13 protein-coding genes and 1 riboswitch are annotated in these 16,790 nt (G+C 64.0%); of the genes, 2 read left to right on the top strand and 11 right to left on the bottom strand.

Annotated elements, in window-relative coordinates; translation table 11 throughout:
* Positions 1–114: 114 nt before the first annotated feature.
* On the top strand, positions 115–1,692 hold the full coding sequence (locus GC162_01210) for an NCS2 family permease (GenBank protein ID MBI1367251.1): 1,578 nt from the start codon (positions 115–117) through the stop codon (positions 1,690–1,692).
* A 43-nt stretch (positions 1,693–1,735) separates the two neighbouring features.
* Here GC162_01210 and GC162_01205 read toward each other — a convergent pair whose 3' ends face one another.
* From GC162_01205 to GC162_01165, 9 genes are all read right to left on the bottom strand, one after another.
* Positions 1,736–2,512, bottom strand: coding sequence for a phosphoadenylyl-sulfate reductase (locus tag GC162_01205; GenBank protein ID MBI1367250.1), 777 nt, complete (start codon positions 2,510–2,512; stop codon positions 1,736–1,738).
* A 62-nt stretch (positions 2,513–2,574) separates the two neighbouring features.
* Positions 2,575–2,850, bottom strand: coding sequence for a MoaD family protein (locus GC162_01200; GenBank protein MBI1367249.1), 276 nt, complete (start codon positions 2,848–2,850; stop codon positions 2,575–2,577).
* A complete protein-coding gene (locus GC162_01195; protein ID MBI1367248.1) occupies positions 2,841–4,124 on the bottom strand; it encodes a threonine synthase in 1,284 nt (427 codons plus the stop codon). Before GC162_01195 ends, GC162_01200 begins: the two co-directional genes overlap by 10 nt.
* A gap of 90 nt (positions 4,125–4,214) precedes the next feature.
* Positions 4,215–4,347: riboswitch (SAM riboswitch) on the bottom strand.
* A gap of 95 nt (positions 4,348–4,442) precedes the next feature.
* Positions 4,443–5,072, bottom strand: a complete 630-nt coding sequence (locus GC162_01190) for a peroxiredoxin (protein ID MBI1367247.1) — start codon at positions 5,070–5,072, stop codon at positions 4,443–4,445.
* A 127-nt stretch (positions 5,073–5,199) separates the two neighbouring features.
* Complete coding sequence (moeB, locus tag GC162_01185; protein ID MBI1367246.1) at positions 5,200–6,654, bottom strand: molybdopterin-synthase adenylyltransferase MoeB; 1,455 nt, start codon at positions 6,652–6,654, stop codon at positions 5,200–5,202.
* Between the two features lie 2 nt (positions 6,655–6,656).
* Complete coding sequence (locus tag GC162_01180) at positions 6,657–7,091, bottom strand: hypothetical protein (protein MBI1367245.1); 435 nt, start codon at positions 7,089–7,091, stop codon at positions 6,657–6,659.
* 54 nt (positions 7,092–7,145) lie between these two features.
* A complete protein-coding gene (locus GC162_01175; protein MBI1367244.1) occupies positions 7,146–8,093 on the bottom strand; it encodes a pyridoxal-phosphate dependent enzyme in 948 nt (315 codons plus the stop codon).
* A gap of 8 nt (positions 8,094–8,101) precedes the next feature.
* Complete coding sequence (locus tag GC162_01170; protein ID MBI1367243.1) at positions 8,102–8,683, bottom strand: hypothetical protein; 582 nt, start codon at positions 8,681–8,683, stop codon at positions 8,102–8,104.
* Between the two features lie 37 nt (positions 8,684–8,720).
* Entirely contained in the window at positions 8,721–10,985 is a 2,265-nt protein-coding gene (locus GC162_01165; GenBank protein MBI1367242.1) for a nitrite/sulfite reductase, read from the bottom strand.
* Between the two features lie 400 nt (positions 10,986–11,385).
* Here GC162_01165 and GC162_01160 point away from each other — a divergent pair, with 400 nt between their 5' ends.
* Positions 11,386–11,739: a hypothetical protein gene (locus GC162_01160; GenBank protein MBI1367241.1), complete on the top strand. Its 354-nt coding sequence runs from the start codon at positions 11,386–11,388 to the stop codon at positions 11,737–11,739.
* Here the strand turns inward: GC162_01160 and GC162_01155 are convergent.
* A complete protein-coding gene (locus tag GC162_01155) occupies positions 11,723–13,447 on the bottom strand; it encodes a DUF1570 domain-containing protein (protein ID MBI1367240.1) in 1,725 nt (574 codons plus the stop codon). The genes GC162_01160 and GC162_01155 overlap by 17 nt on opposite strands.
* A gap of 1,923 nt (positions 13,448–15,370) precedes the next feature.
* Positions 15,371–16,498 carry a tyrosine-type recombinase/integrase gene (locus tag GC162_01150; GenBank protein MBI1367239.1) on the bottom strand — a complete coding sequence of 376 codons (1,128 nt, stop codon included), beginning with the start codon at positions 16,496–16,498 and terminating at the stop codon, positions 15,371–15,373.
* Between the last annotated feature and the right edge of the window lie 292 nt (positions 16,499–16,790).

The raw sequence follows: 16,790 nt of genomic DNA, 5'->3' as shown, positions 1-16,790 counted from the left end.
AGCGATGAAGCGCTTTGTATTTTGAGCGAAGCAAACGATGTGTGAACCCCTTCCTTCGAGGCAGGGGTGAGAACACAGTCGAGGCGGACAGGATTGGGTATGACCGGTCGTTCGATGAAATGGTTCGTGCGCGGGGATGTCGATGGGTTCTTCGGGCTGGCGCTGGACAATCTGGTGCAGCTTCTGGTGATCCTGTCGCTGTGCCGCTTCGTGCTGGGATTCGACGATGACCTTTTGCTGGGGCGCGTGCTGCCGGGCGTGGCGGTGTCGCTGATCATCGGGAATGTGTTTTACGCGTGGCAGGCCAAGCGGCTCGGCGACAAGCTTGGCCGCGATGACATCTGCGCCCTGCCTTACGGCATCAACACGCCCAGCGTCTTCGCCTACATCTTTCTCGTGATGCTGCCGGCGAAGCTGACGGCGATGGGCAACGGGGCAGGCGCCCGCGCCGCCGCGATCACCGCCTGGCACGCCGGACTCATCGCCTGTCTCGCCAGCGGCGTGATCGAATTCGCCGGCTCCTTCATCGCCGAGCACATCCGCCGCCTCACCCCGCGCGCCGCTCTCTTGTCCACCCTCGCCGGCATCGCCATCGTTTTCATCAGCGGCGCGTTTCTGCTCGACACGTATGCTCATCCGATCGTCGGGCTCACCACGCTGGCCGTCATCCTCATCGCCTACTTCGGCCGGGTGAAGTTCCGCTTCGGTTTGCCCGCCGGGCTCATCGCCGTCGCCATCGGCATCGCGCTGTGCTGGGCGACGGGACTGGCGCCGGGCCCTGAACCGACGACATCATTGTCGCTGCGCGTGCCCGTGCCGGTCATCGGCGATCTCATCGAAGCGCTGCGGAGCGACTACCTGCTGACGTATCTGTCGGTCATCATTCCGATGGGGATTTTCAACGTCGTCGGTTCGATGCAGAACATCGAATCGGCGGCGGCGGAGGGCGATCATTTTCCGACCGCGCCGTCGATGGCGGTCAACGGGATCGGCTCCATCGCCGCCGCCTTGTTCGGCTCGTGCTTCCCGACGACGATCTACATCGGGCATCCGGGATGGAAAGAGATGGGCGCACGAGCGGGGTACTCGATTCTCAACGCCGCGTTCATGACGGCGATCTGTCTGACCGGCGCGGCGGCGCATATTGCTTATGTCGCACCGGTGCAGGCGGGCATGGCGATTGTGCTATGGATCGGCATCGTGATCACCGCGCAGGCGTTCTCCGCCACGCCGCGCCAGCACGCCCCGGCCGTCGTCGTCGGATTGTTGCCGGGCATCGTCACATGGGGCGCGCTGATGGCGAAGCTCGGCCTGCGCGTCGGCGGCATGGGGCCGCCGGATGGGCCGTCGTTCATTGATAAATCCGCCGACATTCTCGCGGGTTTTTCCAATGCGGGGCAGAACCTCGGCGGCGCGCTGGCGTTGGAACAGGGGTTCATTCTGACGGCGATGATTCTCGCCGCGATGGTCGTCATGATCATCGAGCGGCGGTTTCTCGCCGCCGCGTGCTGGGCCCTGATCGCCGCCGCCATCAGCGCGACCGGCCTGATGCACGGCTACCGCTGGACCCCCGCCGACACGGCCATCGACCTGCACCCGGCATGGGCATGGGTCATCGGCTATGTGTGCATGGCGATCTGTTTGGCGGGTGCGCGATGGTTGACGGTGCCGACGAAGTATGTGGAGTCGTGAAGACAAAGCCCGCCGCTTGCGGCGGGCTTTGTCTTTGGTGCGGTTAGAGTTGTGACCCGTCGAGGGATTTGATTTGTTGGCCGTCGAGGTGGATGCCGCACTCGGTTTTGCTCATGCCGGCCCAGCGGCCGGCGCGGGGGTCTTCGCCGGGGGCGACGGGGCGGGTGCAGACGGGGGTGTTGCAGCCGATGGACGGGTAGCCCTGATCGTAGAGCGGGTTGTAGGGGACGTTGTTGGCCTTGATGTAGCCCCAGATGGTGGCGTCGTCGATGGCGGCGACGGGGTTGATCTTGACCAGTTCATGCTTGGCGTCCCATCCGACGACGCCGACGCGCGAGCGGTTGGACGAATGGGCGCGGCGCATGCCGGTGATCCATGCTTTTTTGCCGGTGAGGTAGCGGCGTGTCGGCTCGTTCTTGCGGATTTCGCAGCACTGGTTGACGCCTTCGACGCCGCGCTCGTAGAGGTGGCCGCCGAATTTCTGCTGCTGTTCCTCCCAGCTCATGTCCGACGAGACGCGGATGGCGCGGAAGCCGTAGCGTTGCTGGATTTTGAGCCGGGTCTGATGCGTCTCGGCGAAGAGGACGCCGGTGTCGAGGTAGAAGACTTCGACGTCCTTGAGCCAGTTGCCTTGCGCGAGCATGTCGATGATGGCGACGGACTGCATGCCGAAGCTGCACGCCAGGGAGATGGCGCCGCGATAGTTTTCGACGGCCCAGCGCAGAATGTCCTGCGGCGGGGCGGCGTCGAGCCGCTGTGCCGCCTCGGCCAGCCGGGCCTGCGCTTGTTGAGCTTCGGTGGTGTATTCCACGATAGCCATTGTAGACGATGCCAATCCGCCATCACGGGCGACGCCCCACCTACATTCCGGGGGTCCGGGGGTCAGCCGCCGGCGATGGCCGGGATGATCGAAAGCTCGTCGCCGTCCTTGACCGCGGTCCGCGGTCCGTCGGCGAAACGGATGTCCTCCCCGTTAAGGAAGACGTTGACGAAGCGGCGCAGCGCGCCCTTCTCGTCGCAAAGACGCTCCTTGAGACCAGGGAACTCGGCTTGAAGCGACGCGATGACCGCCGCCACGGTCTCGCCTTCGGCGCTGACCGTCTCCTGCTCATTGGTGAGCTTGCGCAGCGGGGTGGGGATCAGAACGGTTACCGGCATGATGGGACTTCCTCTTGAGTGGTCTGATTCGATTTTTCCAAGAGCGCGTCGAACTCGGCGAGCGAGGGCTTGATCGTGTCGATCGCCTTGAACTCGCCGCTGACGGCCTCCTTCGTTTTCAGGCCGTTGCCTGTGATGCACAACACGAGCGATCCGTTACGGTCGATGCGGCCCGATTCGATGAGCCGCTTCGCTGCCGCGACGGTCGTCCCGCCGGCGGTTTCCGCGAAGATGCCCGTCGTCTCGGCCAGCAGGCGAATGCCCGCCACGACTTCCTTGTCATTGGGATTCTCGCCCCATCCGCCCGACTGACGCATCGTCGCCGCGGCGTACGGACCATCCGCCGGGTCGCCGATCGCCAGACTCTTGACGATCGTATTGGGCTTGCGGATCGGTTTGATCCAGTCCGCTTCGTCCTTGACCATGTTCACGATCGGCGCACAACCTTCCGCCTGCGCCCCGTAAATCTTCACCGGCTTGCCCTTGACGAGCCCGAGCTTCGTCAGCTCCTTGAACGCCTTGTCGAGCTTGCAGATCAGCGACCCGCCGGCCATCGGACTGACCACCTGATCCGGCAGCTCCCAGCCGAGCTGCTCCGCGATCTCATAGCCCATCGTCTTGGACCCCTCGGCGTAGTACGGCCGCATGTTCACATTCACGAACGCCCAGTTGTATCGCCCCGCGATCTCGCTGCACAGACGATTGACATTGTCATACGTGCCGTCGACGCCGACGACGTGAGCCCCGTAAATCAGCGAGCCGATGATCTTGCCGACTTCCAGATCGCTGGGGATGATCACGAACGCCTTGAGCCCGGCGGCGGCGGCGTTGGCGGCGACGGAGTTGGCGAGGTTGCCCGTCGAAGCGCAGCCGACGGTCTCGTAGCCGAATTCCTTGGCGCGGGTCAGCGCGACGGAGACGACGCGGTCCTTGAAGCTGAGCGTGGGATAGTTGACGGTGTCATTCTTGACGTAGACAGTCTTGACGCCCAGCGCCGCGGCGAGCCGATCGGCCTTGACCAGCGGCGTATAGCCCACGTCCGGGCCGACCGTCACTTCGCCGTCCACCGGGAGCAGTTCCTTGTATCGCCACATATTGTGCCCGCGCGATTCGATGAGCTGCCGCGTGAGCACTTTCTTGATCGCGTCGTAGTCGTAATCGACCTCGACGGGACCGAAGCATTCCTCGCACACGTAGCGGACATCCGCCGGGTAGGTCTTGCCGCATTCGCGACACTTGAGTCCCTTGAAAAAGCCGCTGGTCTGAGTCGTCATCGCTGATGCACCTGTCAATGAAAAAAGCCCTATCTTGCAGGCCCTTGAAGGGGCAGACAAGATGGGGCTTTGAGCGCGGAAGCTTTGAGCCGCTTATCTGCCCCCGTTTCGATTCGTCGAAACAGGGCTGGAGTTGGCACCTAGCCCCGGAGTCGTGGATGAGACGCTCCGAGCGGTTGCCGCGGCTTCACAGGGCCAGTCCCTCCGCCGCTCTTGATAAGACGATCCGTATTCGGTTGTCAGGCCCATAGTCTATGCGAAATGGGCCTCCGGGTCAATGCAAGACGGGGGGACTTAAGTCCCCCCGCCTCCGGAAATTCACGGCGTCTGCGTGAAGCGCAGATACGGTTTGACCTGCCGGAAACCCTTGGGAAAGAGCTTCGCCGCCTCGTCGTTGGACACGGCGGGGACGATGATGGCGTCCTCGCCTTGCTTCCAGTTCGCGGGGGTCGCCAGCTTATGTTTGGCGGTGAGCTGAAGCGAGTCGAGCACACGGAGGATTTCGTCAAAGTTCCGGCCGGTCGACGCCGGGTAGGTCAGCATGAGCTTGACCTTCTTGTCGGGCCCGATGATGAACACGCTGCGCACGGTCAGTGTGTCGCTCGCGTTGGGGTGAATCATGCCGTACAGATTCGCCACCTTGCGATCCGGGTCCGCCAGCAGCGGGTATTCGACTTTCGTGTCGCAGACTTCATTGATGTCATTGACCCAGCCGGCGTGCGAGTCGAGCGGATCGACGCTGACGGCAAGCACCTTCGTGTTGCGCTTGGTGAATTCGCCGGTCAGTTTGGACATCGTGCCCAGCTCAGTGGTGCAGACAGGCGTGTAGTCCTTGGGGTGCGAAAAGAGAATGCCCCATCCGTCGCCGAGCCACTTGTGAAACTCGATCGGGCCGGCGGTGGATTGAGCGGTGAAATCAGGTGCGATGTCGCCGAGTTGGAGGGACATGGTGGTTTCCTTTCAAATCAGACTAGCCACGAAAGCGCTAAGCAAGCCAGAAGGCCTTGAACTGTCTCTCGCTCATGTCTTTTGCCTTCCTTCGCGTCTTCGCACCTTCGTGGCCAAAGCTTTTGCTTCAATACTTGGGCACGTTCGGGTCGACCTGGTCGCTCCAGGCGAGGATGCCGCCGTTGACGTTCCAGACGTTCTTGAAGCCGGCGGCGCGCATGGCGTTGACGGCCTTGGCCGAGCGGCCGCCGGAGCGGCAGTGCACGACGATGTGGTCGTCCTTCTTGAGTTCGCCGATCTTGGCGTTGAGCGTCCCGAGCGGGATGAGCTTGCCGCCGAGGTGGCAGATGTCGTACTCGTGCGGCTCGCGGACGTCGATGAGCGTGAACTTCGCGCCCGAGTCGCGCAGCTTCTTGAGGTCCTGCACGGAAATGTCCCAATCGCTTTGCTTTTGCATCTGTGCTTCCTTCTCGACGCTCTTTTCCTCCTGCGGCATGCCGCAGAATTCCTTGTAGTCGATCAGTTCGGTGATGGTGGGGTTCTCGCCGCAGACAGGGCAGGCGGGGTCCTTGCGGATTTTCATCTCGCGGAACTTCATGCCCAGCGCGTCGAACATGAGCAGTCGGCCGGACAGCGTCTTGCCCTGACCGAGAATGATCTTGATCGCTTCGGTGGCCTGAATCAGACCGACGATGCCCGGCAGCACGCCCAGCACGCCGCCTTCGGCGCAGCTCGGGACCAGCCCCGGCTCCGGCGGCTCGGGGTACAGGCAGCGGTAGCACGGCCCGTCGGCATAACCGAACACGCTCGCCTGTCCGTCGAAGCGGAAGATCGCGCCATACACATTGGGCTTGCCCAGCATGACGGACACGTCATTGACGAGATAGCGTGTCGGGAAGTTGTCGGTTCCGTCGATGATGATGTCGTAGTTTTCAGCGATGCGAAAGGCGTTTTCGCTCGTGAAGGGCTCTTCGTAGAGGTCGAGCTGCACGTGCGGATTGATGTCGCGGATGCGGGCTTCGGCGGATTTGATCTTGGGCTGGCCCACGTTGGACGTGCCGTGAATCACCTGCCGCTGTAGGTTGGAGAAATCGACGACGTCGAAGTCAACGAGGCCGAGGCGTCCGACCCCGGCGGCGGCGAGGTACATGCCCAGCGGCGCGCCCAGCCCGCCGGTGCCGATGAGCAGGATGCTCGCGGCCTTGAGCTTCTTCTGCCCATCCATGCCCACTTCCGGCAGGATCAGGTGCCGGCTGTACCGCTTGATCTCGTCGGCGTTGAGCGACACGGGCGCCGCCTCAACATCCGCTCCGCCGGCGACGGCGGGCACGATCGCCAGTTCGTCGCCGTCTTTGACGCTCGTCCTGGTCTGCTGCTTGTCGCGGATGTTGTCATCATTGACGAACACGTTGACGAAGTTGCGCAGCTCGCCGGCGTCGGAGAACAGATGCGGGCGGAGGTTGGGGAATTTCTGCGCGAGCTTGGCGAGCACGTCGCCGACGGTCGCGCCGGCGATGTCGACGCTGTCGTGCCCGTCGGCGTAGGTGCGCAGGGCGGTGGGAATCATCACGGTCACGGGCATGATCAGGTCTCCTGATGCTGTTCGATTTCAATGGCCTGCGGGTCGAAGCGGCTGCGATCGGCGGCGAGCAGCCAGCTTGTCATCAGCTCCGCCCGGCCCTTCATCACCGACACGATGGCGAAGGCCGACCCGGGCCAGGTCGCATGGTCCAGATCATATTGACTGGGCCGGGCCGGGTGATTGGGGTGGGAATGATAGTGGCCGATGATGTCGAGTTTCTCTTTTCGAGCGGCTTTCTCGGCGAGGTAGCTGGCCTCGGGCGTGATGGTGAAGCGGTTGTGCTTCTCCTCCTCGCCGCGGCTGTTGGCGGCGGGCATCACCCGGGCGACGCGGTAAACGCCCTCGACGACCTTTCCCAGCAAAAACCCGCAGCATTCATGCGGAAACGCCCGCTCGCCATGGGAGCGGATCGCTTGGTCATGTTCGGGTGTGAGCATCAGGGTCATCGTCGTCTGTCCGTTTAGCGGCGGGGCAACGCCCCGCGTTCGGCTTCAAATATTCAAATGATCCAGATACTTGGACGCATTGTCCGCCATGACGGTTACCACTGTGCCGCGCTCGATCTCCTTGGCGACCTGAAGCGCGCTGTGCACCGCCGCGGCGGCGCTGGCGCTGACAAGCAGACCTTCCTCGGCGGCGAGGCGACGGATCATGACCTGCGCGTCCTCGGTCCGCACTTCGCGATTTTCATCGGCGAGCGACGGATCGTAAAAGCCCGGCTTGATCGACGTGGGCATATGCTTCCATCCTTCGAGCGCATGCAGCGGCGTGTCCGGCTGCACGCTGATGCACTTGATGGACGGCGAATAGTCTTTGAGCCGGCGGGTGATGCCGGTGAAGGTCCCGCTGGTGCCGAGGCCCGCGACGAAGTGCGTGACTTCCCCGCGTGTCTGGTTCCAGATTTCCACACCCGTCCCGTGATAATGCGCGAGCCAGTTGGCGTCGTTGTTGTACTGATCGGGGTAGAAGTAGGCGTCGGGGTCGGATTCGTAGAGGCGGATCGCCTCGCGAATCGCGCCGTCGGACGCTTCGGCCCCGGGCGTTTCGACAATCTCGGCGCCGTAGGCCCGCAGAATCCGCTTGTGCAGTTTGCCGGCGATCGACGGTAAACAAAGCTTGACGCGATAGCCCATTGCCGCGCCGAACATGGCGTAGGCGATGCCGGTGTTGCCGCTGGTGGCGTCGAGGATCGTCTTGTTCTTGTTGAGCGCGCCGCGGCGTTCGCCGTCGAGGAGCATGTTCAATGCGGGCCGATCCTTCACCGACCCGCCGGGGTTGAACCACTCGGCCTTGGCGAAGATCCGCACCGGCGCGACCTCGGCGCCGATGCGCTTCAGCTCGAACAGCGGCGTGTTGCCCACCGCGCCCAGCACGCCGCCCGCGCGCGCCGCGTCGATCGCGATCGGTCCGGCTTCAAGTTGGGCGGCGGCTTTGGTCATGGGTCCATTCAGCTCACAGTCGCCGACGCCAGCGCGGCGATCGACAGGGCCTTGGGAGCGCTGACGCGGATGCGCAGCGGCGCACTGGGCTCGCCCGCTTCGCGCTGAATCATCACATGCGTTTCGCCATAGATTTCCGACAGCACCGCCTCGATATCGCTGCGCAGCGTCTTGAACGCCGCGTCGGTGTTCGGCGCCCGCAGGCGGTCGGAAATCGTGATCAGCGCTTCGTCCGAACGGATCGGCACCGGCCCGTGCGGGTCATGGTCATCGATCATCTTCGCCGCTCCGATCAGCGCCAGCCGCAGCACCAGCCGAAGCTGATCCCGCACCGACTCCGCCCGATCGCGCTTGCGCTCGTACCGGAAGCCCGGCCGGCCTTCGCTCATGTCGATCGCGTAATCGCCTTCGTGTCCGACGAGCACGATGCCCGGCCCGTCGGGCAAATGGGCGTACGTCGCCACGTCGATGAGCATCCCCTCGACCGCCGCGGCGCGTATCCACCGGTGAAACACCGGCGTGATCTTCGCCAGATCGAGCGACCGCGGGTCGGCCAGATAAAACTTCGCACTGATGCGTTGAAGCTGCATGATGTCAACCTTATGAGATTCCGGTCCGTCGATTCCGTTACACCTTGACCTGCCCCAGCGGCGCGGCCCCGAGCCGCATCTCGCAGGCGTGACACGCCTCGATGAAAAGCTGAGCTTCCTCAATCGTGTGATGCGCATCATCCATCGAGGGGTCGGCCTTGGGGCTTTCGTGACGCGTAAAAAGCATCTCGGCGAACTTGCCCTTGGCGTACTTGTCGAAGAACAGCTCCGTGTCGAAGTACCGCTTGCGGAACTCATCGACGATCTGCTGCGGGTCGTTGGTGATGTCCTGATACTGCACGCGCACCAGCGCCTGAGCCGCCATGATCATGGCGTTGTACGCCATCTGATCCGCCTTCTTCGCGTCGCCCTCATCGAGCGCGACCTGTGCATCGAACGCCTCCGACTCGGCCTTGGAGATTTCCATCGAGAACACGCTGACGATTTCGCCGGCGCATTCGCCCACGCCCATGTCGCCGATCGTGAACTCGCGCGGGTCGCCCCAGTCGGTGTAGAACGACGGGTCCTCCGTGTAGTCGGGCACTTTCATCAGGGGCTCGATCAGGGCGCGGACCGCCTTCTTGCCCAGCCCGTCGAAGTATGTGCGGAACGTGTCCTCCGCCTTGCGGTGCGCGACGTATTCGCCGGTCAGCAGTTCGACGACCTTGGGAATCGCCTTACTCGGCACGGACCCGACGGCGAGCCCGTATGTCCCGGCGTTTTCGTCCCACTGTCCGCCGACGACCACCTGAAAATGCGGCACCGTGTAATTGCCGACCTTGCGGCTGTTGCCATAAAAGCCCAGGTCCGCCACATGATGCTGGCCGCAGCTATTGAAGCAGCCGCTGATCTTGATATGCAGCTTGGCGATTTCGTCGGCGAGCGTGTCGCGCTGGGCGATGAGCCGGCTGCGAAGCTCGGCCCCGAGGCCGCGCGAGCTGGCGATGCCCAGCTTGCACGTATCCGTCGCCGGGCATGCGACGATGTCGACAATCTGACTCGCCCCCGGCTGCGCCAGCCCGATCGCCTTCAGTTCGTCGTATACCGCGGGCAGATCGGCTTCGCTGATCCAACGGAGGACGAGGTTCTGCTCGACGGTCGTGCGGGAGTGATCGCCGCAGTATTTGCGGGCGATATTCGCCAAAGCGCGGGTCTGATCAGCAGTGATGTCGCCCAAGGGCAGCGTGATGGTCACGACGGCGTAACCGGCCTGACGCTGAGCATACGTGTTGGTCCTGGCCCAAGCTTCAAAGCCCGCCGGCAGCGACGCCGCCGAGGTCGACAACTTGACTGCATCCTTGAGGGGCTTTTCCGCGGCGCGGTCGATGTTCGCGAGGTAAGCGGTCCACCGATCATCGTGCGGCAGCGTCTTGCGTTCTTCCTCGACAAGTCGGCGGAACTCATCGATGCCGAGCTTGGCGACGAGGAATTTGATGCGCGCCTTGTTGCGGTTCTTCTTTTCACCGAGACGGGCGAACACGCGGGCGATCGCCTGCGTCTGCGGCAGAAGTTCCTCTTCGGGCGTGAACTCGCTGAGCAGTTTCGCATCATGCGGCACCGCGCCCAGCCCGCCGCCGACGTAGACGGCGAAGCCGCGCTTGCCGTCCTTGATTTTCGTGATGTAGCCCGAGTCGTGCATGTTCACGAGGCCGCACGCTTCGTGCTCGCAGCCCGAGAACGCCGGCTTGAACTTGCGGCCGAAGTCCTGCACGTCCGGGTGACCGAGCAGGAACTCCATCATCGCCTTGGCATACGGCGAGAAGTCGAACGCTTCAGTCTTGCACACGCCGGCGAGCGGGCAGCCGGTGATGTTGCGGACGCTGTTGCCGCAGGCCTCGCGCGTCGTGATGCCGACGGCCGCGAGGCGGCGCATCAGGTCGGGCGTGTCTTCGATGTGGACATAATGAAGCTGAATGTCCTGGCGGGTGGTGACGTGCAGAATGCCGTCGGAGTATTCCTCGGCGAGCGCGGCCAGCACGTCCATCTGCTCCGGCGTCCATCCGCCGTAGGGAATCTTGATCCGCTGCATCCCCGGCGCGTCCCAGACCGTTTCATGCCCCTTGGTCAGATCGCCGCAGGGGAAGTTGAGCTTCTGCGTCTTTTCGCCGTCGTGGCGCTGCCCGTTGTCATACCGCTGCCCGTAGGCCCCGCGGCGCAGGCGCGTTTCGGCGAAGACCTTGTCCTCGATCTTGCCCTGCTTTTTAAGCTGCATCTGGGCTTCGAAGATGTCGATTTCGTGGGCCATCTTCTCGGGCATTTTCGAGGCGAGGGCGTCTTTCCAAGTCGCTGTGCTCATGAGCATTAGCTCCTGTACCATCCGGCGACGCATCGGCCGCCGCAAGCATGAAACTTTGTGTTGTAGTCGGAACGTGGAGTTTTGAATCGTACCGCAGGGGTCCCATTATAGTCATTTGGCCCAAACGTCACCAGCACCCCGAAAACCGAGGCGAGGCGTCAGAGCGAGAGCGGGAAGGAGTCCGACGGACGGGAATTCACATCGCCCGACAGCCACACCGACCGCCCCCGCAGGGACACGGACAACAACAGGCGGTGTTCATGGCGAAAGCGGGCATGACGATCTCCGTGGAGGGGCAAGTCTAGGAACGCGCCGGCCGGCGGTCAAGACAATCCGGGTATTTCCGATTGCCCAAACGTGCCATCATCCTTTACAATCGCACCGACCCCTTTTCCGGGAGACGCATATGCAGGGAACGGAGCTGAAAGTCACGACGACCGCCATGGTGGGCGCTCCGCAGGCGCCGGTGCCCGAGCATGTACTCGATGCCGTGCGGCGGGCGGTCGAGGCGGTCCCGCAGATTCGCGAGGCCCATCTGCCGGAGGTGTTCATCAAGGGCATGGTTGATCCGGCGGCTCTGGTGCTGGTGGTCACGCTCGACGCCGGCGCGGATGAAGATCGCGTGCTCAGTCAGATCGATCGGGCCCTGCACGCGCAGCTTCCGGACGATTTGGATCTGGGCGTCTGGCCCCTCGCCGCCGACGACGCTTCGCTCCCCGCCATCCGTTCCACCGGTTGCCAGATCAGTCCAGCGACCTGACGAACCGCCGCCAGTCCTGCTCCACTTCATTGATCGACCCGAACGCCGCCTCGAACGCGCCGATCATGTCCTTCCCCGCCGCGCCGCCGCTCGCCAGCGTCCGCATGTAACTCCGCAGCGCGTCCCGTCGGGTCTGATACAGAAAATGAAACAGGCCCCATGCCTGCCCGTAAAGCTCGGTGCGCTTCTCGTCATCGATCTGACCGGGCTGCACGAGCGCGATGAACGCACGCAGCGGCTCGATGTGACCGCGCCGCCGGGCGGCGCTCAGCGCCACACGACGCACTCGATTGTCCTCATCCGGCCCGAACGGCACGGCCGGGTTCATCGTCTCGAAATTCGTCGCCAATCCCTCCGACAGCCAGAACGGATTGAGCACAAAACGCGACTGGATCCCGCTGTTGAACGCCAGTTGATGCGTCGCTTCGTGCAGCGTCTGCGCGATATTGTTGAGCCCGGCGATGGCCTGATACTGATTCTGCGCCGCCGTGAGCTTTTCGATCGCCCCGGCTCGCGCGGTGCGAAGATGCTGCGCCAGAGTCGTATCGCCCGCCTCGCCCGCCGCCGTCGCCCGTCGCTCCGCTTCGGCGATCTGCGACTGAAGCGCCGCCATCTGCGCCTTGAGCTGGGCGAACTGCGGGTTGTCGGCGTTGTTGAACATGGCGATGCGGTTGGTGCGCGGCGAGTAGTACCCGCTCGCGCCCGACATGTCGTCGCCGTCGACCGCCTGCCCGTACTGAAGGTACGCCGCGTGATCCTTGAACAGCACGCTGACCATGCGTTCCCCGATCGGCTGAGGCGCAAATCCCGCCGCCTTCATCTTTGAATAAAACGCCGCGTACATCCGCTCAAGGAGATCAATGCGTCCGTCCGCCGCCGGGTGCGCCGTGTCGTACACCATCAGGTAATGCTCGCTGACGCGCAGGTACGTGCCGGTGGGAAACTCCTTCGCCAGCGCCGCCATCTGCGCCGCCGTGTCCGCCCGTGCGATCGCCGGCCCGGTCGCGAGCATCAGGGTCCAAACCAACATGATCCATCGCATCGGCATCCCCCAATGTAGCGCCGCCGCCGGTGATAAACCACGTTGTTTTCGCGTAAATCCGGCGATGCCGGGCGTGAGAGGTCTATACTCTCTTTGAAATTCGCCTCGAATAAGCCCGGGCTTCAAACGTCTATCATTCCGGTACCCGCCATGCTTCAACAATCCGCACATCCTCCCCGAGCCCGTCATCGCCACGCGCGCATCGCGCCGCTGATGATGCTCTGCCTTTGCGTCATCAGCGCCATGCTCCGCGCCGCCGACGCCCCCAAGGTCGGCCCCTTCAAACTGGCGGTCGATCGTCTGCCCGCGCCGCTGGCCGGTCACGTCCTCGATCGCTACGGGATCAACGTGCGCGGCGACGATCTGGACACGCTCATGAGCCCCGCCGGCGATGGCAAACTCCCGCCCGGCACGCACGCCCCGCAGCATCCGCTCACCTGGTCCGTGCACGTCCCCGACGACTACACGCCCGATCAGCTCTATGGCGTCGTCGTCTTCGTCACCAGCACCGCTTCCGCCGACCCCCCGCGCAACTTCGCACTTCCGCTCGCTGATAAACGCCTCATCTGGATCAGCCCCGACGACGCCGGCGACGCCGCCCCGCCCCTCTGGCGTCACGCCCTGGCCCTCGAAGCCCTGACCCTTATCAAAAACGCCGGCTACCATCTGGACCCCGACCGCATCTACATCGCCGGTCACCTCGGCGGGGCGCGCATCGCTTCGCAGGTCGCCTTCCTCGAACCCGAGCAGCTTGCCGGATGCCTCTGCCTCGGCGACGCCGCCAGCTATCTGGCCTACCGCATTCCCTGGCAAAACACCGAGCAGCTTGAGCCCTCCTTCCTCCACAACTTCGATGGCCTGACCGTCAAGCGCGCCCGGCGAAACCGGTGGGTCTTCGTCGCCGGCGCCGCCGACCCGCGTCACACCAACATCCAGTACATCTCCAGTCTCTACCAGCAGCAGGCCTTCTCCAGCGTGACCTACATCGAGCGCCCCGGCTCCGCCGCGCAGACGCTCGACCCCGACTACCTTCGACGCGGGATCGACGCCCTGGACATGCCCCTCGCCTCGCAGGCCAAACCCGACTACATCACCGCCCGTGAAATCAGCCGTCAGGGTCAGCCCGGTGAAGCGCTGCGTCTGCTTGAGCGTTCGCTGCGGCACGCCCCGCGCGAACCCTTCGCCGCAGATCTGCCGCGCCTCATTGATGAGCTGCGCGATCAGTACGCCAGGGATGTAGCTTCGATCGAATCGCTCATCGCGGATCGCAATTACGATGACGCCGGGCCGCTGCTCAAGCTTTTGCTCACGGAATGGGGCGATTTCGCCGAGGCGGACGCGGTGCGGTTGACGCATCGCATGCCCGCCGCCGCCGTTCAGGTCGCCGACATTTCCACGCCCAAACACCCTGAACCGGATGCGCCGCAGGTCAAACCGCACCCCGTGCCCCCGCGTGACAACCCCAGGCCCGTCACCTTATCGCCGCCCGCATCCGAGCCCAAACCCGAGCCCAAGTCCGAGCCCAAACCCGAGCCCAAGCCCGAGCCCAAGCCCGAGCCCAAGTCCGAGCCCAAACCCGAGCCCGCCAAACCGCTGAGGCCCGAACCGCCGGTCGCCCAAGCCGCCTCGCCCATCGGGCAGACCATCGAACTCCTCCCGCTCATCAACCTCGAAAAGGACGTCATCGCCGCCACGATGGCGAACGTCTCCGACGCCGGCCTGCACCTCAAGTCCATCAACGGCGCCAAGTCCGCCGTGCAGATTCCCCTCTTAATTCAGGGCAATTACGAGCTGGACGTGCGCGTCCGGCACGCCGCCGGCATCGTCCAGCTTGTCCTGCCCGTCGGTCAGGCCGACGTCGCCCTCGTGATTCAACCGGACCTGCGCTACGCCGCGCTCGCCGAGATCGACGGCCGACCCGCCGCCCGCTCTCCCGCCAAGGGCGACCTCCCCCCGGCCCCCGATCACCTCTACCGCATCCACGCCGCCGTGAGCACCATCGGCGAACTCGCCGACGTCGCCGTCCTCATCAACGATCAGCCCGTCCTCCACTGGAAGGGCTCCCAAACCGCCATCACCGGCATCTACCACGACCGCATCAACACCACCCTCGCCCTCGCCGGCGAAGCACTCGACGCCGTCTACGAATCCGTCGAGCTCCGTCCCGCCGACGACAAACTCCTCCTCGTCCGCACCCCCGGCCAGGACGACAAGCCGGGCAAACCCTCGAGCTTCTTCGGCATCCCCCTCAAGTAATCCCCCCGCAAGCGGCGTCGCGCAAAAATCACCCCTTCCCAATCCCCCCGCGCACCGGCCCATCCGCGCCGCGTACTTGCCCCTGCGCCATCAATTGCCCGCTCAACCCGCACTTGCTGCGCGCATCGGCGCGCCGGTGCGCACCGCCGCGGCAACACGCGCCACCCCCATGCGCGATTTTTAAGAACTTATGATCACTCCGCGTCACCTCCATGCGCAATCCGCCGCGCCCGTGCGCTTCTCGCCACGCCGGTGCGCGAAAAACGAAACTCCTGTGCGCCGACTTTTGCCATGTCCCGCTTTACCCGCCGACCCGCACCCCGCCCGCGCCCTTCACAACCGCATCATCTCCCCCGCCCGATCCAGCGGGCTCCGCACGCCCATCACACCCCGCGGCCCGCTGCCCATCACGTGCAGATAAATCTGCGTCGTCTTCACATCCCGATGCCCCATCAATTCCTGCACCGTCCGAATGTCGTACCCATCCTCGAGCAGATGCGTCGCAAACGAATGACGCAAGGTGTGACAACTCGCCCGCTGCGCAAAATCCAAACCCAACAGCGCCCGTCGCACCGCCCCCTGCAGCGCCGCCTCGTGGACGTGCCGCCGCACGCGCACCGTGGCGATCCCCGCCAATCCCAAGCGCGCAAGCTGATCCGCATCGAGCGTAAACTCCCTCGCCTCCCGTTCGCCCTCCATCAACAGCCGCTCGACCGGCCAGTCCGTCAACCGCGCCGCCGCAAATACATATTGCCACGCCAGCCCCCGCATCGCGCCCGGCTCCTTGATCGCCTGCGCAAACGGCAGCGGCACATATCCATCGCCTCGCCGCATGTCGCTCTCGTGCTGCATCCGCCGCGCCTCGATCTGCCGCGCCATCGCCTCCGCACATCGCTCCGGCAGCATCACCACCCGATCCTTCGCCCCTTTCCCATCCCGCACCGTCAACCGCCGCGCCTCCACGTCAATGTCCTTGACCCGCAACCGGCACGCCTCCATCAATCGCAACCCCGCCCCGTACATCAGCTCCACCATCAGCGCATACGACGCGCTCACGCTTGCGGGCGCGCCCGCCGCCTGATCCATCGCCCCCATCAATTGCCCGACCTGCCGGCGTGACAAAACCTCCGGCACGCGCGCCGGCCGCTTGGCCCGCTCCGTCTCGAACCGGCCCAATTCCGTTTCGAGCACCTGCTTGTAGAGGAACACCAGCGCATTGAGCGCCTGATTCTGCGTCGAAGCCGATACGCACCGCCGCGTCGCCAGATAGGTCAAAAACGCCTCGATCCCCGCCTCGCCGCCGTCCGGCGGCGGGGCCGTCGGATGCACCCACTGCTTTTGCGGATGTCGCTCCTTGAGGAATCGCAAATACCGCTCAACCCACTTGCGATACGCCTGCTCCGTCCGAAACGAATAATGCAGCACGCGCAGCCGCTCCCCGAGTTGATCCAGCAGCTTCATTTGTTTGGATTATGGTTTTGGCAATTACATTTGTCAATATGAATCTCCACCCCGCCGCCGTGCGATTTTCTCTATATCCAAACAACGATTCGTCTTGACATCCCCATCAAGCCACTTTACTCTACTATCTGATCGATTCACGTACAATCACTGTTAGGCGACTTTGGACGCTCAACTTGTCATCCAACGGGTAGACAACGCATGGCGTGAGGTTCCGCAGCCGCACGATGACGCTATCTTCACGCCCGATTCGTACGACGACGAGGACATCGTCAATTACTTCGGTGGCACG

The organism is Planctomycetota bacterium (genome assembly GCA_016125255.1).
Classification (GTDB): Bacteria; Planctomycetota; Phycisphaerae; order Phycisphaerales; family Zrk34; genus RI-421.
This window is presented reverse-complemented; position numbering and strand designations above follow the sequence as displayed.